We start from the raw sequence: 24,917 nt of genomic DNA, 5'->3' as shown, positions 1-24,917 counted from the left end.
CTATCCGGCAGCTTGCGAAATCGAGATCACGTTCGGCTTGATCTCTGTCGCCACAACACGGTTGCGTCCGCTGTTCTTTGCGCGATACAGGGCGGCATCCGCGATCTGAATCATCTCTTCGTAGTTCGTCGGGAACCCCGCGGCCACGCCGAAGCTCGCCGTGACAGAAAACTTCCTGTCGCCCTCGCCGATCACGGCGTTCTCCAGAATCTTGCGCAGCTGCTCAGCCCGATCGCGCGCCGCATCGATGCTCGACCCCGGCAGAATCAGCAGAAACTCCTCGCCGCCGTATCGCCCCACCCAGTCATAGCTGCGCACAACCTTCTGGAAGAGCGCCGCCGTTTCGCGCAGCGTCATGTCGCCATACACGTGGCCCATGGCATCGTTGATCTGCTTGAAGTAATCGAGATCGGCCAGGATCACCGCCAGGGGGCTGCCGTCGCGCATCGACCGGTCGACCTCTCCGCGTAGGCGCTCCACGATAATGCGGTGATTCCACAGTCCGGTCAGCCCATCATGCTCCGCGAAGTGCCGCATCTGTTCGCGCGTGCGGACCAGCTCCGTCTTCTCTTTCTCCAGGTCCTTCGTGCGATCCCGAACTGCTTCTTCCAGCTGCCGCTTCTGGCGCATCAGCTGACCCACACGGCGTCGCCACGCCCACACAGCCAGCACTAGGCACAGTACACCCAGCCCGCGCTGCAGATAGACATTCTGCCACCACAGCGGAGCGATTCTGAACGAGAACGAAGCCCGCGGAGAAACTGAGCTGCCGGCCGCATTCACCGCTTCCACCTCAAAACGATAGTTCCCGGGGAGCAAATGCCGGAAGTGCACCGTCAGTTCGCGCGTGTTCTCCCACGCCGAATCCTGCTCTCCCACGAGCCGGTAGCGAATCCCGATGTCCTGCGTGTCCTTGAACGAAAGCAGCGCCATTGAGACAGTCAGCGGCGCGTTCGAACTCCACTTCACGGAGCCGCCGTCCGTCACTTCCGTCAATCCGAACGATACCTGCGAAATGGCCGGCGGAGGCGGCGATCCGGCCAGCGCATTTTCCGGCTTGATCAGGTGGCTCAGACCCGCTGATGTCCCGATCCACATGCTCCCGTCGCGATCTTCGTAGATGGCAAAGCTGTCCGTGTCGTTCCAGATCAGGCCATCGTCCTGCGTGAAACTGCGCCACATCTGGCCGTCGTAGACGGTCACACCAGCGTCCTCGCCCACCCACAGCCGTCCGCGGCGATCCACCCGGAGCGCCACAATTCCTTCTGACATCAGCGGCGGATGCCCGATGTGTTCGGCAGACACCACCTTCGTCCCATCAACGCGCAGCTTCATTAGATCCTGCGAAGGACCAGCAACCCATAGGTTGCCCTTCCAGTCAGCAGCGATAATGTCCGGCCTGGTTCCGAACCCGCCCGCATCAATTGCGTGCCAGCCCGTGGTGTCGAGCTTGAAGATACCGTGATCCGAAGTGGCCCAGAGCTGTCCCTTCAAATCCTTGCTCATGCTCGTGAACCGCATCGAGCCTTTTGGGAAAGCCGACGACACAACCGGCTCTGGTCTTGCATTCGCATCGGAAGGATCAATCGCGTACAGACCTGTCACCGTCGCAATCCACATCCGGTTTGGGCCGTCCGCCAGCAGTCCATAAACCGCCGGCATCTTCATCATTCTTCCGCTCAAATTCTTCGCATCGATGCGCGTCAGGCTTCCCGCCATGCTTCCCAGCCAGATAGCTCCGTCAGGCCCAAGCTCCAGCGAACCGGCGCGTGAAATCTGCGTGCCCGGCAAATGCCAGGCCTTCGCCGTGTTCGATCCGGCAGGAATAAAGCTCAGTCCCGTCTCCGTGCCGATCCACAAGCGCCCCTGGTTGTCGCGAATCGACGACCATATCAGGTTGTCCTGCAGCCCGTCAGCCTCGGTATACGCCTCCCAGCTGTCCTCGCCCACCCAGCGCTCCAGCCCATGGCCCACCACACCCATCCAGATCGAGCCTTCGCGGTCGACAAACAGCCCCTGCACCTCGAAAGACGAGATCCCGTTCCGCTCGGTAACGAACCGCCAGTGATCCTTCTCCCACAGCGCAATCGACGAGAGCTGCGAAGTGAGGATTCTCCCCTGCGAATCCTCTGCCAGCAGCGGATAAGATTCGGCCACCGGCTTCCCCGGCAGGTCGCGCATATCCGCGCGGCTTCCATCTGGAGACAGCTCCAGGATATGCTGATTGCTGCGCATCCAGATGTTTCCGTCCCGCGCAACCATCATCGTCAGCCACTGCTCTTCCGGCAGTCCGAGCACCGTGCGCATTAGCGTCGTATGCCCGTCCTTCAGTCTGCACAGTTCCTTGTCGCATCCATACCAGAGCGATCCATCCGGCCCGTACAGCACGCTCCAGATAAACGCACCCTGCAGATTCAATGGTTCCGCGGTCCAATCATCCGGCCCGCGCTTCCTCAGCACGACTCCGTGGCTGGTCGAAACCGTCACCACCTCGTCGTTCTTGCCCGAAGCAAATGTCGTGCCCGTCGGATGAGTGAATTCATTCAGCGGGACCGGCAGCTTCACCTGCGCAAACTGTCCGTCCTTGCGCTCGAAATAGACGCCCGCGGTCGTTCCCACCCATAGCGTCCCATCCTGGCTTACGTAAAGATTGTCGATGATGCGATCCGGCATACCCTGGCTTGCGCCGAATCGCTGAAACTGGCTGCCATCGTAGCGATAAAGCCCGTTCTGCGTACCCACCCACAGATACCCGGTGCGGTCCTGCTGAATCGCCGTGATATTGAGATTGCCCAGCCCCTGCGTGTACTGGCGGAAGCTGTATCGCTGTGCCGAAACTCGCGCGCACACAGAGCCCAGCATCGCCACCGCCAGTGCTGCTGCCGCAAAAAACCTGACCGAATTGGGTCTTCGATTCTGCAACGCGCCATCTCTCTCGAAGGACGACTGCACGAGGATCGGTCCCTTATTCCGGACTCCTAAAACCCCACCCACCGCCGGAATCCCCGACCCCATTCCATGCGCCGGACCTCGTGATCTTCAGTAACCCAACTATAGCCACGTGTTTCGTCGCAGGACATGCCACTTTGGTCTAAGTTGTTGTCAGACAAAGGTGCGGAGGTAATTTGGGGTACGTTACCTGCGGTTCAGGAGATGTCGAATCGAGAGCCGATTCTATCTATTTGATTTCACCCGTGATGTCACGCGCCTAGTCGCACACCAGCTCTGAATCCGGGAACGCAACCGGAGCGATTTCTGCCTCCGCACCGGCAGGCGGATCGGCGAAAAAGGCATTCACCTGATCCAGAACCTCGGCACCCGTCTTCGCCGTGTAGATGGCCTTGCGCAGCTTGGCCCCGCCAGGCACCCCGTGCGTAAACCAGGTCGCGAACTGCTTCATCTTCCCCGCGGTCTCGCCCATGCGCCCATCGCGCGGCAGCTCTTTCGATGCCTCGGCCTCGGCCAGCAGCATCTCAAAGTATGCCCGAATCATGTGGTGACGGTCCGCAAAGGTCGGTCTATCGTAGCTTCCCGACGCCGTATACTGCGCGATCTGCCTGAAGATCCACGGATTAGCCGCGGCCGCCCGCCCAATCATCACCGCATCGCACCCCGTCTGCGCCACCATCGCGGCGGCATCCTCCGGCGTACGGATGTCTCCGTTCCCAATCACCGGAATCCGCACCGCCTGCTTCACCGCCGCAATCCACTCCCAGCGCGCCTGCCCGCTATACCCCTGCTCGCGCGTCCGTGCATGCAGCGCAACGGCGCAGAGCCCCTCTTCCTCCGCCATCCGTGCCAGCTCCACGCACACAATCTGGGCGTCATTCCACCCCAGCCTGAACTTCACGGTGAAGGGAATCGTCACCGCCTTGCGCACCGCCCTGAAGATCTCGCCGATCTTCGGCAAATCCCGCAGCAGCCCCGAACCGCCATTGCAGCCCACCACGCGCTTCGCCGGGCACCCCAGATTCAGGTCAACCGTGTCGAACCCCGTGTCCTCCACGATCCGCGCAGCCTCCGCCAGCGTCTCCGCGTTTGACCCGAACAGCTGCGCCCCGATCGGGTGCTCATCGTCATAGAACGTCAGGTACCGCCGCCGCTTCGACTCCCGCATCCGCGACAGACCGTCCGCCGACGTAAACTCCGTCATTAGCAGCCCGCACCCCGACTGCGAGTTCGTCACCTCAGCCTCAACCGCCGCAACATCCTCACCCTGGTCCCTGGCATCCGACCCTTGATCTCTGATCTTTGTTCTCTGATCTCTGATCTCTGACCCCTGATCACTGACCTCTGATCTTGGATCACTGATCTCTGATCTCTGATCACTGACCACTGACCCCTGACCACTGGTAAAAACGCTGGCATGCCGGATAAACCGCCGAAACACGGTATCCGTCACGCCCGCCATCGGCGCCAGCACCGTGGCTGGCGCCACCACCACCGGCCCTATCCGCATCTCGGCAGGCACACGAACCCCCTCGGGCATCGCATGCTCAATGGGATTGTCCCAGTTCTTCTTCACCGTGAATCCCTTGCCCGCCATAGAACCAGTTTCCAGCTCTCAGTTCTCAGTCATCAGTTCTCAGCAACAGCTGTTCGCGGAACGCCTCTGTTGGAAGGCACCGACTGACAACTGAAAACTGACCACTGATGACTGCTCTAAACGAACAAGGCCTCCGCGCTTGGCGGAGGCCTGATATGTCAGCAACTCCTCCTGCTTTACTTCGCCGGAGCTGCCTTTTCCGCCTTCGCGTACTTCCGGCGGAACCGCTCCACGCGTCCTGCCGTGTCCACCAGGCGCTGCTTGCCGGTGAAGAACGGGTGGCAGTTCGAGCAGATTTCTACGTGGATGTCGCCTTTGTGGGTCGACCGGGTCTCAAAGTTGTTTCCGCAGGCACAAAGCACGCGCACCGCGTTGTAGTTGGGGTGAATCTTTTCCTTAGCCATCGAGAGACAGACCTTTCCTGCAATCTTCCTTACCTATTGTATTGAGATTCGCAGGAGGGCGCAAACGGTTCAACCCGCCATATCCAACCCGCCCCGAGCCCGCCTCAAGTCGACCTACACGGGCGCCCTACGCTGCGATGGACGGGCTATCTCCTGTCCGCCCAACCTTCAGCCCGCCCTCAACCGGCGTCAACAGCGGCCAGCCCTTGCGTAGCACAAAGTCCAGCCACGCCCCGGCTATCTGCGACGTCACCACCGCCGCGATCACCAGGGTAGTATAGAACTGCGAACTGATGATCCCCGCGTCGAACGCCACGCTGGCCAGCACAATCCCCGGCCCGCCCCGCGCGTTCGTCGTAATCGCCAGATTCAGCAGGTCCAGCCCGCGAAATCCCGCAATCCGCCCCGCCAGCGAAACCGACGCAATCTTCACCGCGCACGTGCCCAGAACGAACGCCGCAATCATGCCCCACGACACCCCGCGAGCCAGGTCCAGCTTCAAACCCACAATCGCGAAGTACACCGGCACGAATACCGCGAACGCCACCTTGCCGATCGAGTCCAGCGCGTCCGCGAAGAGCCTCCGCTTCTTGTGCACCACGGCAAACCCCGCCAGAAACGCCGCGAACACCAGGCTCACGTCCAGCGCTCCCGCCACCGCGCAGTAGGCCAGCAGCACCGCAATGGCGTATCCCACCGGGCTCGTCTTCGCCATCACGTTGAATTCGGCCTTGTTGATCCGCTTCACGATCCGCGGCACAATCGTCAATCCCAGCGCGAAGAACGCCAGCGTCAGTCCCAGATGCATCGTCATCTTCCGCGGATCGAGCGCCTGCTTGCCTGCCGCCGCCGTGGCGATGGCCAGGGCCAGCCACAACACGATGTCTTCCAGCACCGCCACGCCCAACACCAGCCGTGCAAACCGCGTATGCAGAATCTTCAAATCGGTGAAGATCTTCGACACCACAGGCACCGACGTCACCGCCACGCCCACAGCGAGAATGATGATCATCGACAGCCGGTTCCCGTTCGGACCCTCCAGCGACGGCCGGATCAGCATGGGCGCCAGCACCAGTCCCAGCGCAAAGGGCAGCCCCGTTCCCACCACCGTCAGCCAGCCCACCTCGCGCCGTTCTTCGCGCGTGAACAGCTGCTGCGTCTCGGCTCCGCTCAGAAACATCAGCAGCAGCAGACCCAGCCAGTAGATGAACTCCAGCACGTCGCTCTTGTGCAGCGCGCCCTGCGTCAGTCCGGCCAGAGCAGGGAAGCGACCCAGCAGAGCCGGCCCCAGCACCACTCCGGCCAGGATCTCGCCGATCACCTTGGGCTGCCGCATCTTCACGAAGAGAGCGCCAAGCAGCTGCGCCAGGCCCACGAGCAATAAAAGGACAAAGAGAACCGAGGTCAAAGAATTGTTGGACACGGAGAAGGCACCTGAATAAGTGAGATGCAGCGGCCTGAGTTCTTACTGCCCTCCATCCTTCGAGTTGCGCAAATTTCCCGCCACTCGCGACCCCCGCCCCCCATCCAGACCTTCTTCATCCACTCTCGATTTCCACTACAACCCATCCCGCGGGGACAACGTGTACTTAGGTCCTTACCTCCAAGTGCAGGGAACGAGCGCACGCAAATTGATTAGAGGTAAATCTATGGGACTGATTACACCCAACGACTTTCAGAGTCTTCGCGAACTCTACACTGCACAACTCCGCTATCTACTCTCGACCGAGAACCAGATCGTCGATGGACTTCCCAAGATGATTGATCACGCCGAGGAGCCTCAACTCAAGCAGGCGTTCCAGTCGCACCTTCAGGAAACACGCGTTCACGTTCAGCGCATTCAGCGCCTGCTGACCGACGTGAAGGGAGACGCGGATGACAAGAAAGATCCAATCCTGACCGCGATCGTCGGCTCCGGCGAAAACATCACCAAAGAAACAGATCCCGGTTCAGTCCGCGATGCCGGTCTCATCGCCACCGCGCAAAAGGTCGAGCACTACGAGATCGCTTCCTACGGCAGCGCCCGTGACTGGGCGGAGACCCTGGGTCTCGCCGAACACGCGCAGATCCTGCAGCAGACCCTCGACGAAGAAAAGCACGCCGACCGCCTGCTGACCGAAATCTCGCACCGCGCCAACCCCAAAGCCCAGCGCGAATCCAAAACCACTGCCGCCGCTTAGAAGATCTAAGGCACAGGCAGTGCCCCATTGATCGACAAGCTGAGCCCCATTCATCGCGCAGGCTTATTGCGCGCGATGAGTGGGAATCATGCGAATAGTCACACACACGAACGAGATCCGAACGCCCACCCCAACAGGAGTGGGCGTTCTTGTTTTCAAATTCAGAAATAGCGGGTGCCCCATTCTCAATCCGCCGTCAGTTGGATCGAGGTGGAAACGACCAACCAAAGCCGGCAGGAACTTAGTAGGTTCTGAACTCCACACGCAATTGCACAGTCCCCTGAAATCCGCCCGGCAACGGACCGAAACGCGTATTCGAGATCGTCACCCACGCCGCGCGATCCAGGGATGTGTGCCCGGAAGACCGATCGAGGATCATACTGCCGTTCACGATGTATCCGTTCGGCAGAAGCTTGAAGCGAATCGCAACATCCCCCGGCGGCTGCTGCGAACCGCTGAACGTTCTTCCAAAGAGCTCCATCCACTTCGCCTTCAGGACCCTCTTCGACCGGCCGAGGTAAGTTCTGAAGTCCACCCCATGTGTGTCGGAGATTCCGATGATCCCGATCTGAGGCGATCCGTCCCCATCGTCAGCAAGTGCAGCCTCTCCCGTCACCCGATCCAGCGGCTTCGGATTCGACTCAGCCAAATCAACGCGAATGCTTCGAGTGCTCTGGACGCTGCCGAGTCGCGCCGATACCATCGCCGTACCGTTTTTCAACTCGTGTGCTGTCCCGTCCGAGTCGCAACGAACAACATCCGTCGGCGTCACTGCGAACTTCACGCGATCGAGCGTGTGCAGCATGATCGGATTCTGCAGATGCTTGTACTTGAGACCGACATCGATGTGCGGATGACCGAGAGGATAAATCCGATAATCGATGTCAATACGATCAAGGTTCTGGTCCGTTGGTTCAGTTCGCAGATGAAAGAATCTCTCATCGAATCCACCATCCTCGAACCGCGCCGTGATGCGAACTGTTTCATCACCCAGCTCCACCGGGATCAGCTCAAAGATTTTGGTCCCATCAGGCCCATCCAGAAAGCGCCCATCTTCCGTGTCTGAATTCATGACCGGTCTCTTCGGACCCGGTATGAGCGGATCGAACGAAAGCGTAGCGTTGCTCCCCGCACGTTTCTGCTCATACGTGATCCGGCGAATCGTGCCTCCCGTTATCGTCAGCGGAATCCTCACAGGCTGCGCCAAAGCCACCGGATGGTCCGGCGGCTTCACTGCAATGCGCGAGACAAAAAAGTCCGAATGGCTGATCGAACTTCCCAGCCCATCCGGGTTCACCGTCCACACCGTGTCCAGCGGTGCCTCAGCCCGCGGAGAACGAAGCTGATCGCACCGCGTGTTGTCGCCCCAAAACACGTCATCCCGCACCTGAATGCAGGTCTCCCGTGTCGTGTTGCCAAACGTCACGCTCAGCAGGGCATCGCCCGTTCGCAGCGGCTTGAATCCGCCGTCCTTCGCAATTTCCAGAACCGGCTTTTCCCGTGACTGCTTGAAAGCAAATTTCAGAAACTCAGGCGCAATCTCAACGGGCTTCTTCGAGTCCGGATAGAAGGCAGCTGCATAAACATGTTCCCAGTAGGCGGGATCCTGATTCCACCGGCTGTCTTTGAGGCTCAGTCGGACGAGAGCTGTATCGCTGCCCGGCTCACCGCTCCCTTGCAGGATCAATGCAGTTGGAGTGCGGTCGGAAGGAACAACTTCCATCTCAGTTTGAAGAGTCCCAAACCCTCCGTCAGAGAAGAACGCCATCAGCACCAGAGGAACTTTCCCCATCTCTGTCGGCGTGACCACTACGTACGAAGTCCCGTTCGCGCGGTGATGAAGCTCAGCAAGCTCCACGGCGTCGATAAAGATGCAGTTCACCGGAGGGCCGGTGAGAGCGATCGAAATCTCGTTCGGTTCTCCCGCCTTCAGAGGGCCGGTGCTGAGCAGTTTCATCCGCCCATCAGCGCCAAACGGCAAGCCCTTCGGTTCTGACGCGTCGAGCTTGCACTTGGCAGCCACTTCCTCTGCGCTGGCTTGGGCCTGGACACGCGGAGCAAGGACAATCAGCACCGCGCAAACCGCTGCGACCGCAACGAGCAGGTCTTTCCGCCTCAGGCACACATCGCGGACCACCGGCATTCCAGCGCGACTCGACCTCGTCACCGTGCTCTCCTCATCGACCTCAGCACGAACACGCCGACAACGGACACGCGATTCGCGGAGCCATATCTCTCTGATCGGAAGCGCCAGTTTAGCCCAGCTTGCAAGACACATCACTGCGGCAGGTGTCTTGAACCCTGACGAACGTCATCTCAGCCACTCCCCATTCATCCCCAGCAGCTGTGCCCCATTCATCGCGCAGATTCGGCGCAATGAGTGGGAATCCAGCCCACAGCGCCTCGCAACTCAAAAAGCTCCGCGCGCTTTGCAGTCTATTTCGCGCTTTTTGTCATACTGGAGATACACACTTGAAAAGCCATCCGTCGCCGCGCGCAAGGCTCCGCATTTCGCGGACCTTGTCGCGATTCGTGCTGCTTTCGGCAGTTAAACCCTTTGTGATGAAACACCTTGTGAGTAATTCCAATGGTATGACACGCTTGCAACGCTCTGCCTGGCCTAAACCGAAGAAACAAGGGAACTTGGCCACAAGATGTATAGGGTAGGGTACCCCCTGTTCAGACCGAACAGCATCTGGCCTTCAAGCACAACCCGACCTGTTCCTGAGAGGCCGACCGAAGCAGATCACGTACCCGTTGTTGTCCATCACCTCGAACGCCCGCAGGCCGTCCGCAGTGTCACCAACATCCTGATGAATTCTCACGCCCCTGTCCGCCAACTCCGCATACAGCGCATCAGGATCATCGACATTCACGTAAGCATCCCACCTCGCCCACGCATGCCGTGAGGCATTGGGTAGGGGATGCACATCCGGCGCAATCGCCTTCAGCATGATCATCACGTGATCGCGCCCGACGAACGCCCAGTAGTCGCCGACCTCACCATCGCCGCCGCCCTTGTAACGAACTTCGAAACCGAGTTGGATTTCGTAGAACCGGATCGTCGCTTCGAGATCGTCAACAATGAAGAAAGGTGTGATCGAATTCAGCACTGCGAATCGGTGACCTCAACGGCATTGAATCACGAAACCCAACGCGGAGAATCGTTTCGTGACGAACGCAGCCGCGATTGCGCCTGAAACGCGGAAGCGGACCGGCACAGCACTCTGCAGGCATGAGGCAGTCGGCTCATCGGCATTCTGATCCGATAAGAAAGCAAGCCCCAGCGCGCACGGCTGCACCCGATCCGCCGTCGGCATTCTTCAAATTGTTCGAGTTGACCCCGGGAAGTTACAGCACCTAAGGCAATTCAGCAAAAACAACAACGTGACCTACGTCCCCGGCCCCGAAAAGCAAAACTAACCCACTACGCGGCTGACGTTGGCTGCGCTCAGTCCTTTGGGTCCCTGCTGGCACTCAAATTCGACCGAGTCGCCTTCATTCAGCGTCTTGTAGCCGCTTTCCTGGATGGCTGAGAAATGCACGAACACGTCTTCACCGCTCGAGCGTTGAATGAATCCGTATCCCTTTGCCCCGTTGAACCACTTCACTACGCCCTGCTCCTTCATTCACCTTCTCCTTCTTTTTTGCGGTTAGCACAATTGGGGAAACCTCGCGTTGGCGCTCCTGTCTACTTCTGTCGCAGGATTCGCTTCTCGCCAGGTAATCCCAGTCCATAAACGCCAAGAGCCGCCGGCACGCTTCCTTGAAAGCGCTTGGCAGCTCATTTCATCGCTGGATTGGGGTTGTGCTTTCCAAACACCAGAACATCCACTGCAATGGCCTTCCTGAAAAACGGCGTGTCTCCCGCGCGCCGTGCTCAAGTTATGGCAGGTATGTACCTCAAAAGCAAGAAAAATTTCCCCACTCTCTTCGGTAACAACCCGGTCCCCGCAGCTTATGAAAAAATACCTGCAGATTCCATCCCCCAAACCGGGAAGTAGAGCCGTCGCGATGCCGGCTCCGATTTGCGAAATCGATTTCGCAAGAGCAGACAAGCTCCGTGAGAGAGCGCACAAGCCGCAAGAGCTTTCATTTCGTACCCTTTTGTCTTGGAGAGCACTGTTGGAAACCGCCTCACAATCCGGAGCCGCCGTCGCTGAACCTGTTCCCGCTGCCCGCGGTTTCGATCAGACCCAGCCCGCTCAGACCTCCAAGTGGTTCCGCTGGCGCAAGCGCTGCGCGCCCATCATCGAATACCTGCTCGACGCCGAGGTCCACACCTACGCCTTCAGCGTCGCCGCCAACGCCATCATCTCCTTCATCCCGCTCATCGTCCTGCTCTACACCATGGCGCTCTCCGTCTTCCACTCACAGGAGATGTCCAACGTCGTCACCAAACTAGTCGAGCAGTTCCTGCCCACCACGGCCTCCCAGGGCTTCCTCACCTACCGCCTTGAGAATGCCGCCGCCCTCGCCTCGCGCCACGGCGTGCAGGCTCTCTCGGTCGTCATGATCCTCATCTCCTGCACCGGCATCTTCCTGCCCCTCGAAGTTGCCCTCAATCAGGCTTGGGGTGTCACGAAGAGCCGCAACTACCTGCTCAACCAGACAGTCGCCTTCGGGCTCGCCATCCTCATGGTCTTCCTCGCTATGGGCAGCGTCTTCCTCAGCACATGGCAGCGCCAGCTGCTCGGCTTCGTCTTCTTCCACCACACCGACAACATGGTCTTCGAAGGCATCAGCTACGTCTGGCTCGCCATCACCACCGGCATGGCCTCGATCCTCTTCTTCTTCTCGATCTACTGGCTCCTGCCCAATCGCCGCATCCCCGCCCGCCAGGTCATCCGAACGTCCATCGTCACCGGCATCATCTGGCTCGCCGCCAAAGAAGCCTACGTCGCCATCCTTCCGCACATGGATCTGAAAGCCCTATACGGCCCCTTCTTCGTCTCCGTCGGACTTTTGTTCTGGGCCTACATCTCCGGCCTCATTCTCTTCGCCGGAGCCCAGTTCAGCGCCGTTCCAAGACTGGAAAAGCCGGCAAGAGACTGATCACAACATCTCCGCCGCTCACCGGTGTATGCTGCGGACGATCGGGCGTCTCTCCTATGGGTCCTCGCTCCAGCACGTTGTTTGTCTGCCTGCTCCTCCTCCCGAATCACCTGCATTCACAGGTCCCCGTTCCTCAAAGCTCAGACCCCCGCTGGACCGCAACCGTTCAGGTGCTCGTTCGCGACAAAGAAGGCCACCCGCTCGCAGGTCTCGGCTCAGACGACTTCACTCTCACTGAAGGCGGTATCCGCGATCGCGTTCTCAATGTCCGAAGCTTGAACCAGAGTTCCAACAACGGATCTTCGCAAACCTCCGTCCTGCTGGTTATCGCTCCCGCATCCGCGCCCGGCCGCAACGCGGCGATCAAAGGTCTGCTCAAATATCTCGACTCGCCGATCCCACCCAGCTGGACGCTCGCCCTCATCGACGACACTGGCCACTACACACCCTTCGCGCACGATCCCGCTGTTCTGCGAGCTCGTCTTCAGCAGCTCGCACACGAAGTGAGTCCTCCCCAGTTCTTCGGCGAATCGTGGCCCACAGAGGCAAGCCGGGCCGTGCAGCAACTCGCTGTCCGCATCGGCAGACACGCAATCGTATTCGCCAATGATTTCGAGCTAAACGTCCGAGAGGACCCGGACCCCCGACTCGTGCGCTACGGGCCCTCCGATTTCACCTCCGACGCTATCCGCGCGCAGGCGGCCATGTATACCGTCGAAGCGTCCGGACCCCACGTCACCATACCCTTTGGCGGAGCCGCTGACGACATCGCGGAAAGATCTTCGATCTCCGGTCAACAGGTCGCAGATGCCATGGTGATCGACATGGTCCAAGCCTTCCAGACTCGCGGCGATTTCCTCTCCGGCGCAAACGAAACCGGCGGTCTCGCGGCCTCCGACATTCAGGAAGCCCTCTCCGACGTCGCCGCTGATGCGGCCGGATACTACCAGATCACCTTCGTCCCCAATCTGCAGGACACCGACGGCGCCTGGCACCCCATCTCCGTTTCTGTTCCGCGCCGAAACGTGCGCCTCCGCGGTCCCCGCTACTATCTCGCGCCCATCTCCGAGAACCAGCAGAAGATGCAGTCAACCATGCTCGCTGCTCTCGAAAACATGTCCGCGCCGCGCCTCGATGCAGCCGCCCACGCCTGGCTTTTCCCCGACTCCGGAGGCGTTCACACCGCGCTCATGGCCGCCGATTTCTCGTGGCCTCCAGCGGCCGGCGCACCACCCTCCGATCGCAAGCTCCAGATCTACGCCCAACTCGTGAGCGAAAGCAGAGGCCAGCTCGTCGGCGCGTGGCTCAACGAACAACCGTGGAAGCAGAACGCTTCCGAAGCGCACACCATCCACTGGCAGCGCGAAACCCCACTCTATCCCGGTCGTTACTCGCTGCGAGTTGTCGCCCTCGACGCCGTCACAGGCGGGGTCGGAACACGCGAGTTCTCGTTCGCGGTCTACCCATCAGCCATCGCGAACTTCCGCCTGAGCGAGATCATCCTTGCTGACCGCTGCCTCGCCGCCGAAGAAGTGCAGGGAAGGACCAACCTCCTCGATCCCGTTTTGCTGAACGGCTGTCTTCTCGCGCCATCCGCATCCGCCAGCTTCTCCCCTGCGCAGACCCCTACACTCGTGCTCCGGCTCTACACAATCGACCCCAAGCTCCGCAACACAGTTCTGAAGCAGTGGAAAGCCTACATATCTGTCGGCGACGAACCGCGCGTACCCGTTCCAATCGCCAGCGCGAATATCCGCGGCCTTGTCATCACCGCGCCTCTCAATCTTCAGCAACTCAACCTGCAGCCCGGCGTTCATCCCATCGAAGTTGCCTTGGAAGCGAAAGCAGACGACGGGTCCAGGCACACCATCGCCATCCGCAGCGAACTGACCATAACTCCCTGACCAGCTCCATCGAGGACGTTCCCACCCGCATTCATGCAGTAGTATCCTGTGACCCGATTCCCCCATCTTCCGCGGAGGTCCCAGTGAAGAACCTCGTCCTCGCTGTAGCCCTGTGTCTTGCATCCATCGCCGCAGCCCAGCAAAAGCCCGCCTACCTGATGGACGGCCTCAGCAACCTGCATCATCCCGTCTCCACCGAGAATGCCGAAGCGCAGAAGTTCTTCGACCAGGGCCTCCGCCTCGTCTACGCCTTCAACCACGAAGAGGCAGCCCGCTCTTTTCATCGCGCCGCCGAACTCGATCCCAAATTCTCCATGGCCTGGTGGGGAGTCGCCCTCGCGGTCGGCCCCAACTACAACCTGCCCGTCGACCCCGAGCATGAAAAACTCGCCGTCGAGGCCTGCAAAAAAGCTCGCGCTCTAGCTTCCAGCGCAACGCCGATCGAGCGCGATTACATCAATGCGATGTGCGAACGCTTCTCCGCCGACCCCAAGCCGGACTACCACCAGCTCGACATCAACTACTCAAAAGCGATGGCCGGCCTCACGCATCGCTATCCCGACGACCTTGATGCCGCCACCCTCTACGCCGACAGCCTGATGAACCTGCGCCCCTGGCAACTCTGGAATGCCGACGGCACTCCCGCCGAGGGAACCAGCCAGATCGTCTCCACGCTCGAAAGCGTTCTCCGCCGCGATCCCAACCACATCGGCGCGATGCACCTCTACATCCACGCTGTCGAGGCCTCTCCGAATCCCGAGCGCGCCCTGCCTTACGCCGAGCGCATCCCAACGCTCGCTCCCGCCGCCGGCCACCTCGTCCACATGCCTGCGCACATCTACGAGCGCACCGGCAACTTCGACGGCGCACGCGCGCAGAACGTCGCAGCCGCCAAAGCCGACGAAGCCTATGCCGCTGCCTCAGGCTCGCAGGGCATGTACATGATGATGTACTACTCGCATAATCTGCACTTCGGCGCTGTCTCCGCCAGCATGCAGGGCCGCTGCGCCGAAGCGAAATCGCAAGCCGACCGCCTCGCCGACAACCTCCGCCCCATGGCCAGCGACAAAAGCATGGCCGGCATGGTCGAGCCCTTCATCGGTATGCAATATGCAATCGCCGCCCGCTGCGCCCGGTGGGACGAACTTCTCGCGATGACCGAACCAGCCTCACAAACAAACGCGCTGAAAGCCTATTGGCTCTACAGCCGCGGCCTCGCCCTCGCCGCGCGCGGCAGACTCGCCGAAGCCGAATCTGCTCGCAAGCAGCTTGCCGCGATTGAAGCCGCAACACCGAAAGACGACATCTTTATGCCGCCGGTGCAGAACCACACCGCGCAGATCTTTCACCTCGCAGGTGACATCCTCGCCGCCCGCATCGCGTCCGCAAAGGGAGACAAACCCGCAGCGATCGCACTTCTCCGGGATGCCGTCGCCAATCAGGATCAGCTTCTCTATAACGAGCCCGCCGATTGGTACTACCCCGTCCGCGAATCCCTCGGCGGTATGCTCCTGAAATCCGGCGACCCCAAAGCCGCAGAGCAAGTCTTCCGCGATGACCTCGAACGCAACCCCCGCAATCCCCGCTCACTTTTTGGCCTGGCCGAGTCGCTCACGCACCAGAACCGCGCCTACGAAGCCTCCTGGATCAAGCAGCAATTCGACACCGCCTGGCGAGGCGCCGACGTCACATTGCGTGTAGAAGACCTGTGAGTCCGAAAGGGATTGGTGGCTTTATCTCGCTGGGTGCCCCCGGTCCCTTGCTTTTGGGGACCGGGGAACTTAGCTTCTGAGATCTACGAAACCTTAAACGACTTCACCGCAATCGCATTCGGTCCGCGTCCCGCAGGCAACATCGTAAACATCGCCGGATTCTTGCTCTGCGTCCTCACCACCGCCACATCACCCGACCGCGCATCCACCACGAACAACAGATGCCCCGCAGTCGAGAACGCCAGCGCAGACGGTCCGTCGCCCACATGAATTCCGGGACCACCTAAACGCCTGCCGTCCCCTATGTCGAACACCGTCACTTCCTGCGACCGCGAGTTCACAACGTAGAGCAGGGAATTGTCAGCCGACACCAACCCGCGCACCGGCCCCGCGCCCATCAGGTACGCGCCGCCCACATCGTCCGTGCTGGTCACCACTTCCGAAATCGAATTCGATAGCGAGTTCGATACAAACAACTCGCCGCCATCCGGCTTCAGCGCAAGATGAATCGGCGCGCGTCCCACATCCAGCAGCGACTCCAGCCGATCCGTCGTGGCCGGCCGTCCATCGCTCCTCGCCTCGTGCGCCAACTGCATCGCCATCACCTGGTGCCCGCCGCCGCATGCCGCAAATGCCTTCGACGAATCCGGAAGAATCACCACGTCCGATGCGCCGGGGCAGCCCGCAAACACAGCGCGCACCTTGCGCGTTCCTGTATCCACAATCGTCGCTGAATTACCCCCGCGGTTCGCTACCACCAGAGTCTTGCCATCCGGCGAGACGCGCGCATCTGCTGGATCCTCGCCCACGCCGATCTGCCCTACCTCGCGATGCGCTTTCAAGTCGAGCACTGAAACCGTGTTCGATCCCGAATTCACCACGTACGCGGTGTTCCCATCCGGATCGAGCGCAATCGCCACCGGCATCTTGTGCACCGCGATCGTCCCCGCAACAGAGTTGTTCTCCGCATTGATCACGGCAACAGAGCCCTGCCCGTTCGGCGTTCCCGTATTCACCACGTACACTTCATTGCGCGCCGGATTCGCCGCCACCGCAGTCGGATTCTGTCCCACCTGAATCTCGCGATCCACGCGCACATTCACCACGTCGTACACCGACACGGTGCCGCTGCCCGAGTTCGTCACATAGGCATACTCGCGATAGTTCGCGTCATATTGCGGAAAGTCGTGCGCCCTGCACCCGCCCAGCGCTATCAATGCGCAGCCCATCGCAACAATGCGGGTGCCCCAGGTCCGTGTGTTCGGACCTGGGAAGGAGATCGGGTGCCCCAGGTCTCGATTCTGAGACATGGGATACAAAGATGCCGGGTGCCCCCGGTCCCTCGCTTTTGGGGACCGGGAAACCAACTCTGCACCTGCTTCGCGACCAAGCGTCATCCTATTTCGCCGCGGTCTCCACCCGGATCCCGCGCTGCAGCTTCTTGTTCACAATCGGCGCAATCTGTTCGATCTCATTCACCATTTGCGCAAACTGCTCCGGATAAATCGACTGCGGCCCGTCCGAGAGTGCCTTCTCCGGCTGGTGATGCACCTCAACCAGAACTCCATCCGCGCCCACCGCAACGGCGCCGCGCGCCATCGGCAGCACCTTGTCGCGCTTGCCGGTTCCGTGACTTGGATCGACAAGAATCGGCAAGTGACTCAGCTTCTGAACCGCCGGCACAATACTCAGGTCGAGCGTATTGCGCGTGTGATCGGCAAACGTCCTCACGCCGCGCTCGCACAGGATCACCTCGTAGTTGCCCTCGCTCATGATGTATTCAGCCGCCATCAGAAACTCATCCAGAGTCGCGCTCATCCCGCGCTTCAGCAGCACCGGCATCCGCAGCCGCCCGGCATGTTTCAGCAGCGAGAAATTCTGCATGTTGCGCGCGCCGATCTGCACCACATCGGCCCACTCCGCAACCAGATCCAGCGTCTCGTTGTCGATCGCCTCTGTGATGATCCGCAGCCCGAAGCGGTCGCGAATCTCCGCCATGATCTTCAGTGCATCAACACCCAGCCCCTGGAATGCATACGGCGAAGTTCGCGGCTTGTAGGCGCCGCCACGGAAGAACTGCGCACCCGCCGCCGCCACCTGCTCCGCAATCGCAAACGCCTGCTCGCGGCTCTCAATCGAACACGGACCGGCAACCACCGCCAGACTCCCGCCGCCAATCGTCGCATCCGTTCCCGCGAAGCGAATGACCGTGTCCTCTTCCTTCACGTCGCGGCTGGCCAGCTTATATGGCTTTGAAACCTTGATGACCTCGGCCACGCCGGCCATCTCTTCCAGATTGCCGCGGTTCGCCTCGCCCTGATTCCCTGTGATTCCGATCGCCGTCCGTTGCGCACCCGGCATTGGATGTGGCCTGTATCCCAGAAACTCAATATGGTCGCAGACAGCCTTGATCTGTTCTTCCGTGGCCTGCGCCTTCATCACGACTAGCATCGCTGGATCCTCATCTAAAGTTTACGGCAACAATAGAACTGTCCGATTTGGCTCACCAACTGGGTGCCCCATTCTAAATCGGTCGTTCAGACCGATTTAGGGTGGGAAACGAAAACGCCGGCGGCATTACCGTCGTCTATCTCGTTTCCCGCGATCTCCGCTCCGCATTCCTCTTCTCGCTCCGCCACTTCCACCCCAGCCACGCCAGATACGCAAGCTGAATCGTCCACGTCACGATATACGCCGCGGTCACAAACTGATGATCGAGAATATCCCTCTGGTCCATAACCTCTCCTAGTTGAACGCGCTCAGTCCGCGCTTGCCAGTGCCTCTTCCGCCTCGAGCGCTGCATACTCCTGATGCTTCCGCTCGACTCGGTACCTCAGCAGCAGCACCAGCACTCCCCAGCAGAACCACGCCAGCATGTTCCACAAGAGCGCATGCACCATCGTGGGATCCTTCATGCCCGAGCCTTCATCTCCTCCAAACACCGGCGCGGGATGCTGCGTCCGCCACCACCGGTTCGACATGTACACGATGGGCACGTCAAGGGCACCGAAGATCCCCAGCACCGCCGCCAGCGTCTGCATCTGCGGCCCCGCCGCGAATCGCCGCAGCAGCAAATAGCTCATATAGATCAGCCACAGCACCAGCGTCGTCGTCAGCCGGGCATCCCACGTCCACCAGATACCCCATGCACGCCGGCCCCAGAGCGGCCCGGTCGTCAGCACCACCGTGCAGAAGATGACGCCCACCTCAGCCCCCGCCAGGGCCCACGCGTCCGCAATTTGCGCCCTGTCAGGATTGCTCCGCCGAAACGCCAGGTACCCGATCGACCCCAGCAGACTCACCGCAAAAAAGCAGAACGCCACCGATGCCGAAGGCACGTGGTAGTAGATGATCCGAAACACATATCCCTGCAGCGCATCATCCGGCGCCACATAGATCGCCTGGTAGAACCCCCAGATCATCAGCAGAATCGTGATGACGGGGAAGAGTGTAAATGCAGCCTTCTTCATAGCAATTCCTGTGCGGGTCTCTTCAGTCTACGCTCCCGACAAATCGTGAGTCTCCATCTTAGGATGGACCGGACTTCCGCAAATCGAAGCATCATAGATCACGCCGCTTTCTCACGCGGTTTTACTTTGTTCCACGCCTTGGACTTGGAGGCGACCCAGAGATCGTGTCCGCTCTGCAGCCCAATCCAGAACTGAGCGGAATTGCCGAAATATCTGCTCAGACGAAGTGCCGTATCGGCGGTTATCCCACGCTTCCCGCGTACGAGATCATTCACCCGCGGAATCGATATATGCAGATCCTTAGCCAGCCGGTAAGCCGTAAGCCCCAGCGGCTCCATGAACTCGGTCTGAAGAATTTCTCCGGGATGTATCGAGAATGCATAGGGGATCTTATCCATCTCGCCTCCTAGTGGTAATCGACGATCTCAACGTCGAACGCATCACCGTTCCGCCAGACAAAGCACAACCGATAGCGATCATTGATCCGGATACTGTGCTGCCCCTTACGATCAGCCTGCAGTGCTTCGAGCCGATTGCCTGCTGGAACGGCCAAATCGTTCAGATCCGTTGCCCAGTTCAGAATCGCGAGCTTCTTGAGTGCCGTAATCCGAATAGTTGCCGGAATCCGACGACTTTTGCCTGTCTCCCACAATTCCTGTGTATCTCGATCGCTGAAGCTCTTGATCATTATTATTAACGATAAACGTTATTAACGTCAACCGTTATCACTCCGCATGGAACACCACATCAAACAGCAACAAACTCACCGTCGTGAAAATAATGTCGTACCCCGTCAGCATCTTGATCCACAGCCACGGATCGTTGTCGCCCGTCAGCACCGCCGTCGTCGCCTGCACCATCCCCAGCAGCGCCGGGATGAAAATCGGAAACAGAATCAGCGACAGCAGCAGTTCCCGATTCCTGCTCCGGATTGACAGCGCCGCAAAGAACACGCCGTTGCACACCAGCGCCCACGTCCCCAGCGGCAGAATCAGCGCCAGCACCCACGCCTGCCCCGCGATGTGCAGGTTGTACATGACGAAAAAGAACGGAGCCAGCGCCACCTGCACAACCGTCACGAAGATGAAGTTCACCAGCACCTTCGCGAAGTAAAGCTGCGCCCCAGAGCTCGGCGTCATCCGCTGCGCATCCATTACCTGGTGCCGAATCTCCCGCGCCCACGCCTGGTTCAGCGCCGACACCGAAGCAAACATCGTCGCTACGCATAGCACCCCGCCAGCAATTCCCTGCGAAACCGCGCCCCGCGGATCAAACGCCAGGGAAAACAGCACCACCACCAGCCCCGCAAAGAACAGCATCGAGACAATCGCATCCAGCGATCGCCACTCGATGCGCAGATCCTTGACCAGATGCGTCCAGAAAACGGAGTTCATCCCTGCTCTCCCTCCGTCAACCGCGCGCCGTCCTTCGTCAGATCCGCCGTCCCCACCGGAACATCGAGCGCCTCTGCAGCCTTGAGATAATCCTCCGGCTTCAGAATCAGCTGCGTCCCGCGCGTCCCCGCCGATACGCTGATCTGGTCGAACAAAATCACCGTCTCATCCACGTACACCGGGTAAGCCTTCTTCGCGCCAAATACCGTCACGCCCCCGCGAACGTACCCCGTCAGCGGCTGCACTTCTTTCAGCGGAACCATCTCCGCCTTGCGCAATCCCGCCGTCCGCGCCAGTTTCTTGAAATCGAGCTCCGCATCCCCCGGGATCACCGCAAACACAAACGTTCCCGGCCCGCCGGTGGTCAGCAGAGTCTTGAACACCTGCTCCGGCGGCATCCCTACCTTCTTCGCCACCGAGATTGCCGACAAGTCCTCGGGATCGACCTCATACTCCCGCAGCTCGAACGCAATCCCCAGCGACTCCAGAAACCGCGCGCCATTCGTCTTCATAGCGTTGGGCTCCCCGGCACGCATTCCGCCACGCGCCCGCCCTTCAGACGCAGCACCCAGTCAGCGATCGGAGCCGCATGTTCCCGCTGATGCGTCGTAATTACAATCGTCCGGCTCGAGTGCCGAAACCCTGCCAGCAGCTCCACCATCTGCCGCGTCGACTCGATGTCCATGTTCGAGAATGGCTCATCCAGCAGCAGCAGTTCCGGCACCGGCATCAGCACGCGGGCCAGGGAAGTCCTCTGCCGCATCCCCTGCGAATACTGCCCCAACGGCCGGCTCAAATTCGGATCAAGCCCAACCTGCCGCAGCGCCTCCGCAGGCTCCAGGCACTTCTGCCCCGGATAGAGACTCGCAAAATATCGGAGATTCTCCTGCCCGGTGAACTCGTCATACAGCATCGGCGCATGGCTCATGTACCCGATACGGTCCCGCACATCGTGCGGCTCGCCCTCGCCGAACACCGTCACCTTGCCGCTCGTCGGCCGCAATAACCCAGCCAGAACCCGCAGCAGCGTCGACTTGCCCGCGCCGTTTTCCCCGATCAGGACGTAGCACTTCCCGCGCTCCAGATCGACAGACACCTGCCTCAGCGCAGCAAACGACCCAAATAGCTTGGAAACATTTTCGACCCGGGCGCAAATGGTAGAACGGTCGGCCTCCGTACCTTGCGCGGTCATTCGTTAATTGGCTGCCCCAGCCGTCTCCTTGCCGGCAGCCTCGGCCGGCGCAACGCTCGCCTGCGAATTCCCTGCAGCCGGCTTCGCCTGCTTCTCCGGCGTCATTCCTGGCTTGCCACCCGGCTGAGCCGGCGCATACTTGCTGGCGCACTTTGCCTGCAGCGCCGTTGCGTGGAAGACTCCATCCCGCCCGATCGTCCCCATCGCCAGCGCCTGCGCATCATCTTTGAAGGTGTCCGGCGGCGGCTCCTGTCCCTTGTAAACCACCGTCAGCTTCCGCCCCTTCGGCGCACTCGCGTTGTGGCTTTCAAACTCGTTCAGAACGAACGTGACATGCGGCCCCTCGGTCTGAATCGACCCCGGTTCCACAAAGCCTTCCACGCGCAAATTGCTCGTGTATGCCTTGTCGCCCATCTTCACGAGCTCCGGCACCGTCACGTAGTAGCTCTTGTTCGCGCCGTACGACGTAAACGCGAGCCAGCCGATCGTCCCCAAAATGACCGTCACCGCCAGCCCGATCCGCACCGAATTGGAAGACTTCTTCATATCGCTAGCCTTAACGATACGAGCGCCCATGAGACAAATCAATGGTCCTGAGCCCCTGAGGCCCAACATCCGTGATCTGAATCACATTTTGACGCCCGCTTTTCGCCCCACTTTGTAAGACGCTCAGCCCGCTCTCTCAGTGAGCAGATTCAAGCGTTTGCGCGGCCCGGTTCAGACATTCCGTCAGCACTCCCAGCTGTGCCGCAGCCGTCCTGGCGTCCTTCGCCTCGATCGCCTCGTTCACCCCCGGGATAACAACCGCCGCATAGCCCGTATATTCCCCCGGAGCGTAGATCGTGTGCTTATACCAGGGCCGGTTCGGCAGTCCCGCCTGAGACACCAGCGCCGTCTCCGTCGCCCTTAGAGTCGAATTCAACCGAGCCACATCTCCCGTCGCGTTCGCCTGCAGCTTGTGCCCATGCTCCGCCGCCGCCACAAACTTCGCATCCGCCGCCAGCGCGGGGCCAAAATCCAACCCGGTCAACTTAGCGTCCTCCGCCTTCCGTTTCGCCGACTCGATATACGCCTTCACCTCATGCGCATAAGCCTCGTAGTCATACGGCAGCACGTCCGTATCTGCCATCCGCAGCGTCTCAACCCCCAGCACCCGCGCCATCTGCTGCAGATACACAAAGTGAGGATCGGCATTTAGCGTGAACCACGCATAGTTATCAAACACAGAATGGTACACCCCGTACGGCCCGCCCGACCCCACATCCGTCGAAGGCACTCCTACATGCTGCAGAAACGGCGTAAAGTCCGACCCCGACCCCAGGTCGCTCACGTGCACCTCATCCCCGGGCTGCGGCGGAGCATTGCTCGCCCGGTGCTCATTCGACCCATGCCGGTTCGCGCGCCACTCCTGGTAGACGGTATCGCCCATCGGGCTCGGAACCGCCTTCGTTACCTCGCGCATGAAGTTCTTCAGCGACGGCACCGCCGACGCGCCAAAATCCGGCCCGCTCACCGCCACGTCTGTATTGAAATACGCCACCGCATTCTTCAACTGATCCGCGTGCTGCTCCACCCACTCCGTCGACCCGATCAGGCCCTCTTCTTCGGCGTCCCAGCTTCCGAAGATGATCGTTCTCTTTGGCTTCCATCCCTCGTGAATCAGCGCCCCAACCCCATGCACCGCCTCCAGCAACGCCGCCGTCCCGCTATTCGGATCCACCGCGCCATACACCCACGCGTCGCGATGGTTCCCAACCACCACCCAGTTATCCGGATCCTCGGTGCCCTTGATCTTGCCCACCACATCCCAGATCGTCCGCCGCTGGTAGTCCTGCTGCGACGCAAGGTGCACCTTCACCCCACCCGGCCCCAGGTGATAACGGAAGGGAAGTGACCCTTGCCAGCCCTGCGGCACGCTCGGCCCCTTCATGGCCTTCAATATCGGAGCCGCATCCTCATAGCTCAGCGGAATCGAGATGATGTGCGGCTGGTTCCCCTCGGGATTCACCCGCGCCGAATCCGGCAGATCCGCCGTCGACGCCACCCCCGGCGTCTCCGGATCGCCCGGATACTTGAACAAGTACTGCACCGACCCGCGCTGCACACCGCTCTCCGGCCTCCAGGGCCCCATCGGATAAGGGTCGCCCTTGAAGAACCCATCATCCTGCGGATCGCTGTAGATCAGCACTCCCGCAGCCCCGCGCTTCTCCGCGATATACACCTTCACCCCGCGGAAGTTCGCGCCATAGCGCACGATGACAATCTTCCCGTGCAGGTCGATGTGCTGTTTCTCGAGCTCGTCAAAGTCCTCCAGCCGCCCGTAGTTCGCGTACACAACCTCGCCCGTCACATCGCCCGAACCCGACGACCCGTTGAACGGCATCACCACCCGCGGATTGTCATCGAACGGATCGCCCTGCACACGCTCCCTGGTTGGGCCCGACATCAACTGCTTGCCGGCGGCATCGAACGCCTCCACCTTTACGACCTTCGGCTGGTTCAGCAGAACCTTATACGGCACAATCTCAGTTTCCAGCCCCGCCGCCTTGAACTTCTGCGCAACATAATCCGCCGTCTTCTTGTCCTCGGGAGTCGCCGCCATATGCGGCTCCGCCGTCAGCGTCTTCAACTCCTCACCCGCCAGCTTCGCGCTCGGCACCGCCAGAAACTTCTGCTCGATCCCCGCCTCTTGGCTGAAATCCCGATACCCGAACACGGAACTCTTCGCCCCCGCCGTCTGGGTGTCCCGTGCAATCTGGGTTCCCCGTTCAAGCTGGGTGCCCCGTCCAAGCTGGGCGCCCCGTTCAAGCTCTGCTTGGGCGGGGTTCACACTCTGCGCCTCCACAGCATTCGGAATCACAACACAACAGACCGCCACAACCGCGACAGCGACGCGCAGAATCATCCATTCATCCTTTGTGCTTGGGTAGCAGGAAAACACAGAGCAACAGTGTACTTTGCGAGCGCCCTGCCGCGACCGGATTCCGCCCGGTCAACGCATCGCGCTGTCTGTTTTACTTCACTCCAAACCTCTTCCTCAAACCTTCGCTTTTAAAGCTG

The 24,917-nt window shown here is 60.4% G+C and carries 22 protein-coding genes; 4 read left to right on the top strand and 18 right to left on the bottom strand.

Annotation, left to right across the window (positions count from 1 at the left end; genetic code table 11):
- From DHV10_RS14305 to DHV10_RS14290, 4 genes are all read right to left on the bottom strand, one after another.
- Entirely contained in the window at positions 1 to 2,922 is a 2,922-nt protein-coding gene (locus DHV10_RS14305; RefSeq protein WP_162601538.1) for a ligand-binding sensor domain-containing diguanylate cyclase, read from the bottom strand.
- Positions 2,923 to 3,208: 286 nt separating this feature from the next.
- The gene (dusB, locus tag DHV10_RS14300) at positions 3,209 to 4,525 is read right to left on the bottom strand and encodes a tRNA dihydrouridine synthase DusB (protein WP_420818749.1); all 1,317 of its coding nucleotides are present in this window, start codon (positions 4,523 to 4,525) and stop codon (positions 3,209 to 3,211) included.
- 197 nt (positions 4,526 to 4,722) lie between these two features.
- On the bottom strand, positions 4,723 to 4,950 hold the full coding sequence (gene rpmE / locus DHV10_RS14295) for a 50S ribosomal protein L31 (RefSeq protein ID WP_109487031.1): 228 nt from the start codon (positions 4,948 to 4,950) through the stop codon (positions 4,723 to 4,725).
- A 127-nt stretch (positions 4,951 to 5,077) separates the two neighbouring features.
- Positions 5,078 to 6,373, bottom strand: a complete 1,296-nt coding sequence (locus DHV10_RS14290; protein ID WP_109487030.1) for a cation:proton antiporter — start codon at positions 6,371 to 6,373, stop codon at positions 5,078 to 5,080.
- Positions 6,374 to 6,599: 226 nt separating this feature from the next.
- Between DHV10_RS14290 and DHV10_RS14285 the strand changes: the two genes are divergently transcribed.
- Positions 6,600 to 7,130, top strand: a complete 531-nt coding sequence (locus DHV10_RS14285) for a YciE/YciF ferroxidase family protein (RefSeq protein ID WP_109487029.1) — start codon at positions 6,600 to 6,602, stop codon at positions 7,128 to 7,130.
- Positions 7,131 to 7,371: 241 nt separating this feature from the next.
- Here the strand turns inward: DHV10_RS14285 and DHV10_RS14280 are convergent, their stop codons facing one another.
- The 3 genes from DHV10_RS14280 to DHV10_RS14265 form a co-directional block, all read right to left on the bottom strand.
- Positions 7,372 to 9,297, bottom strand: coding sequence for an energy transducer TonB family protein (locus DHV10_RS14280; RefSeq protein ID WP_162601537.1), 1,926 nt, complete (start codon positions 9,295 to 9,297; stop codon positions 7,372 to 7,374).
- Positions 9,298 to 9,832: 535 nt separating this feature from the next.
- Complete coding sequence (locus tag DHV10_RS14275) at positions 9,833 to 10,243, bottom strand: VOC family protein (RefSeq protein WP_109487027.1); 411 nt, start codon at positions 10,241 to 10,243, stop codon at positions 9,833 to 9,835.
- A 306-nt stretch (positions 10,244 to 10,549) separates the two neighbouring features.
- Entirely contained in the window at positions 10,550 to 10,759 is a 210-nt protein-coding gene (locus DHV10_RS14265; RefSeq protein WP_109487025.1) for a cold-shock protein, read from the bottom strand.
- Between the two features lie 496 nt (positions 10,760 to 11,255).
- On the opposite strand from DHV10_RS14265, the gene DHV10_RS14260 reads away from it, so the two are divergent.
- From DHV10_RS14260 to DHV10_RS14250, 3 genes are all read left to right on the top strand, one after another.
- Complete coding sequence (locus DHV10_RS14260) at positions 11,256 to 12,185, top strand: YihY/virulence factor BrkB family protein (RefSeq protein ID WP_162601536.1); 930 nt, start codon at positions 11,256 to 11,258, stop codon at positions 12,183 to 12,185.
- 56 nt (positions 12,186 to 12,241) lie between these two features.
- On the top strand, positions 12,242 to 14,089 hold the full coding sequence (locus tag DHV10_RS14255) for a vWA domain-containing protein (RefSeq protein WP_109487023.1): 1,848 nt from the start codon (positions 12,242 to 12,244) through the stop codon (positions 14,087 to 14,089).
- 83 nt (positions 14,090 to 14,172) lie between these two features.
- A complete protein-coding gene (locus DHV10_RS14250) occupies positions 14,173 to 15,801 on the top strand; it encodes a tetratricopeptide repeat protein (RefSeq protein ID WP_109487022.1) in 1,629 nt (542 codons plus the stop codon).
- An 83-nt stretch (positions 15,802 to 15,884) separates the two neighbouring features.
- On the opposite strand, the gene DHV10_RS14245 is transcribed toward DHV10_RS14250, so the two are convergent.
- The 11 genes from DHV10_RS14245 to DHV10_RS14200 all read right to left on the bottom strand — a co-directional run bounded on the left by DHV10_RS14245 (position 15,885) and on the right by DHV10_RS14200 (position 24,762).
- Positions 15,885 to 17,111 carry a YncE family protein gene (locus DHV10_RS14245; protein WP_239461664.1) on the bottom strand — a complete coding sequence of 409 codons (1,227 nt, stop codon included), beginning with the start codon at positions 17,109 to 17,111 and terminating at the stop codon, positions 15,885 to 15,887.
- A gap of 88 nt (positions 17,112 to 17,199) precedes the next feature.
- Positions 17,200 to 18,252 (bottom strand): 3-deoxy-7-phosphoheptulonate synthase, encoded by a 1,053-nt coding sequence (aroF, locus tag DHV10_RS14240; protein WP_109487021.1) that lies wholly within the window; start codon positions 18,250 to 18,252, stop codon positions 17,200 to 17,202.
- A 136-nt stretch (positions 18,253 to 18,388) separates the two neighbouring features.
- A complete protein-coding gene (locus tag DHV10_RS27205) occupies positions 18,389 to 18,538 on the bottom strand; it encodes a hypothetical protein (RefSeq protein ID WP_162601535.1) in 150 nt (49 codons plus the stop codon).
- 22 nt (positions 18,539 to 18,560) lie between these two features.
- On the bottom strand, positions 18,561 to 19,271 hold the full coding sequence (gene ccsA, locus DHV10_RS14235; RefSeq protein ID WP_109487020.1) for a cytochrome c biogenesis protein CcsA: 711 nt from the start codon (positions 19,269 to 19,271) through the stop codon (positions 18,561 to 18,563).
- A 98-nt stretch (positions 19,272 to 19,369) separates the two neighbouring features.
- Entirely contained in the window at positions 19,370 to 19,669 is a 300-nt protein-coding gene (locus tag DHV10_RS14230) for a HigA family addiction module antitoxin (protein ID WP_109487019.1), read from the bottom strand.
- A gap of 8 nt (positions 19,670 to 19,677) precedes the next feature.
- Positions 19,678 to 19,959, bottom strand: a complete 282-nt coding sequence (locus tag DHV10_RS14225; protein WP_109487018.1) for a type II toxin-antitoxin system RelE/ParE family toxin — start codon at positions 19,957 to 19,959, stop codon at positions 19,678 to 19,680.
- 37 nt (positions 19,960 to 19,996) lie between these two features.
- The gene (locus DHV10_RS14220; RefSeq protein WP_109487017.1) at positions 19,997 to 20,665 is read right to left on the bottom strand and encodes a heme exporter protein CcmB; all 669 of its coding nucleotides are present in this window, start codon (positions 20,663 to 20,665) and stop codon (positions 19,997 to 19,999) included.
- On the bottom strand, positions 20,662 to 21,177 hold the full coding sequence (gene ybaK, locus DHV10_RS14215; protein WP_109487016.1) for a Cys-tRNA(Pro) deacylase: 516 nt from the start codon (positions 21,175 to 21,177) through the stop codon (positions 20,662 to 20,664). The genes DHV10_RS14220 and ybaK overlap by 4 nt, the downstream gene beginning before the upstream one ends.
- Entirely contained in the window at positions 21,174 to 21,761 is a 588-nt protein-coding gene (locus tag DHV10_RS14210; protein ID WP_239461661.1) for an ABC transporter ATP-binding protein, read from the bottom strand. Before DHV10_RS14210 ends, ybaK begins: the two co-directional genes overlap by 4 nt.
- A gap of 99 nt (positions 21,762 to 21,860) precedes the next feature.
- Entirely contained in the window at positions 21,861 to 22,403 is a 543-nt protein-coding gene (locus tag DHV10_RS14205; protein WP_109487185.1) for a cytochrome c maturation protein CcmE, read from the bottom strand.
- Positions 22,404 to 22,539: 136 nt separating this feature from the next.
- Positions 22,540 to 24,762, bottom strand: coding sequence for a M28 family metallopeptidase (locus DHV10_RS14200; protein WP_109487014.1), 2,223 nt, complete (start codon positions 24,760 to 24,762; stop codon positions 22,540 to 22,542).
- Positions 24,763 to 24,917: the final 155 nt, after the last annotated feature.

This window comes from Occallatibacter savannae, from assembly GCF_003131205.1.
GTDB classification, from domain to species: domain Bacteria; phylum Acidobacteriota; class Terriglobia; order Terriglobales; family Acidobacteriaceae; genus Telmatobacter; species Telmatobacter savannae.
Note: the sequence above shows the minus strand (reverse complement) of the source record. Positions and strands in the feature narration are given on the sequence as shown.

Excerpts from the sequence above, each read along its gene's own strand:
- rpmE (WP_109487031.1), bottom strand. The coding sequence starts at position 4,950 with ATGGCTAAGGAAAAGATTCACCCCAACTACAACGCGGTGCGCGTGCTT.
- DHV10_RS14285 (WP_109487029.1), top strand. The coding sequence starts at position 6,600 with ATGGGACTGATTACACCCAACGACTTTCAGAGTCTTCGCGAACTCTAC.
- DHV10_RS14265 (WP_109487025.1), bottom strand. The coding sequence starts at position 10,759 with ATGAAGGAGCAGGGCGTAGTGAAGTGGTTCAACGGGGCAAAGGGATAC.
- DHV10_RS14255 (WP_109487023.1), top strand. The coding sequence starts at position 12,242 with ATGGGTCCTCGCTCCAGCACGTTGTTTGTCTGCCTGCTCCTCCTCCCG.
- DHV10_RS14245 (WP_239461664.1), bottom strand. The coding sequence starts at position 17,111 with ATGTCTCAGAATCGAGACCTGGGGCACCCGATCTCCTTCCCAGGTCCG.
- aroF (WP_109487021.1), bottom strand. The coding sequence starts at position 18,252 with ATGCTAGTCGTGATGAAGGCGCAGGCCACGGAAGAACAGATCAAGGCT.
- DHV10_RS27205 (WP_162601535.1), bottom strand. The coding sequence starts at position 18,538 with ATGGACCAGAGGGATATTCTCGATCATCAGTTTGTGACCGCGGCGTAT.
- ccsA (WP_109487020.1), bottom strand. The coding sequence starts at position 19,271 with ATGAAGAAGGCTGCATTTACACTCTTCCCCGTCATCACGATTCTGCTG.
- DHV10_RS14230 (WP_109487019.1), bottom strand. The coding sequence starts at position 19,669 with ATGGATAAGATCCCCTATGCATTCTCGATACATCCCGGAGAAATTCTT.
- DHV10_RS14225 (WP_109487018.1), bottom strand. The coding sequence starts at position 19,959 with ATGATCAAGAGCTTCAGCGATCGAGATACACAGGAATTGTGGGAGACA.
- DHV10_RS14220 (WP_109487017.1), bottom strand. The coding sequence starts at position 20,665 with ATGAACTCCGTTTTCTGGACGCATCTGGTCAAGGATCTGCGCATCGAG.
- ybaK (WP_109487016.1), bottom strand. The coding sequence starts at position 21,177 with ATGAAGACGAATGGCGCGCGGTTTCTGGAGTCGCTGGGGATTGCGTTC.
- DHV10_RS14205 (WP_109487185.1), bottom strand. The coding sequence starts at position 22,403 with ATGAAGAAGTCTTCCAATTCGGTGCGGATCGGGCTGGCGGTGACGGTC.
- DHV10_RS14200 (WP_109487014.1), bottom strand. The coding sequence starts at position 24,762 with ATGATTCTGCGCGTCGCTGTCGCGGTTGTGGCGGTCTGTTGTGTTGTG.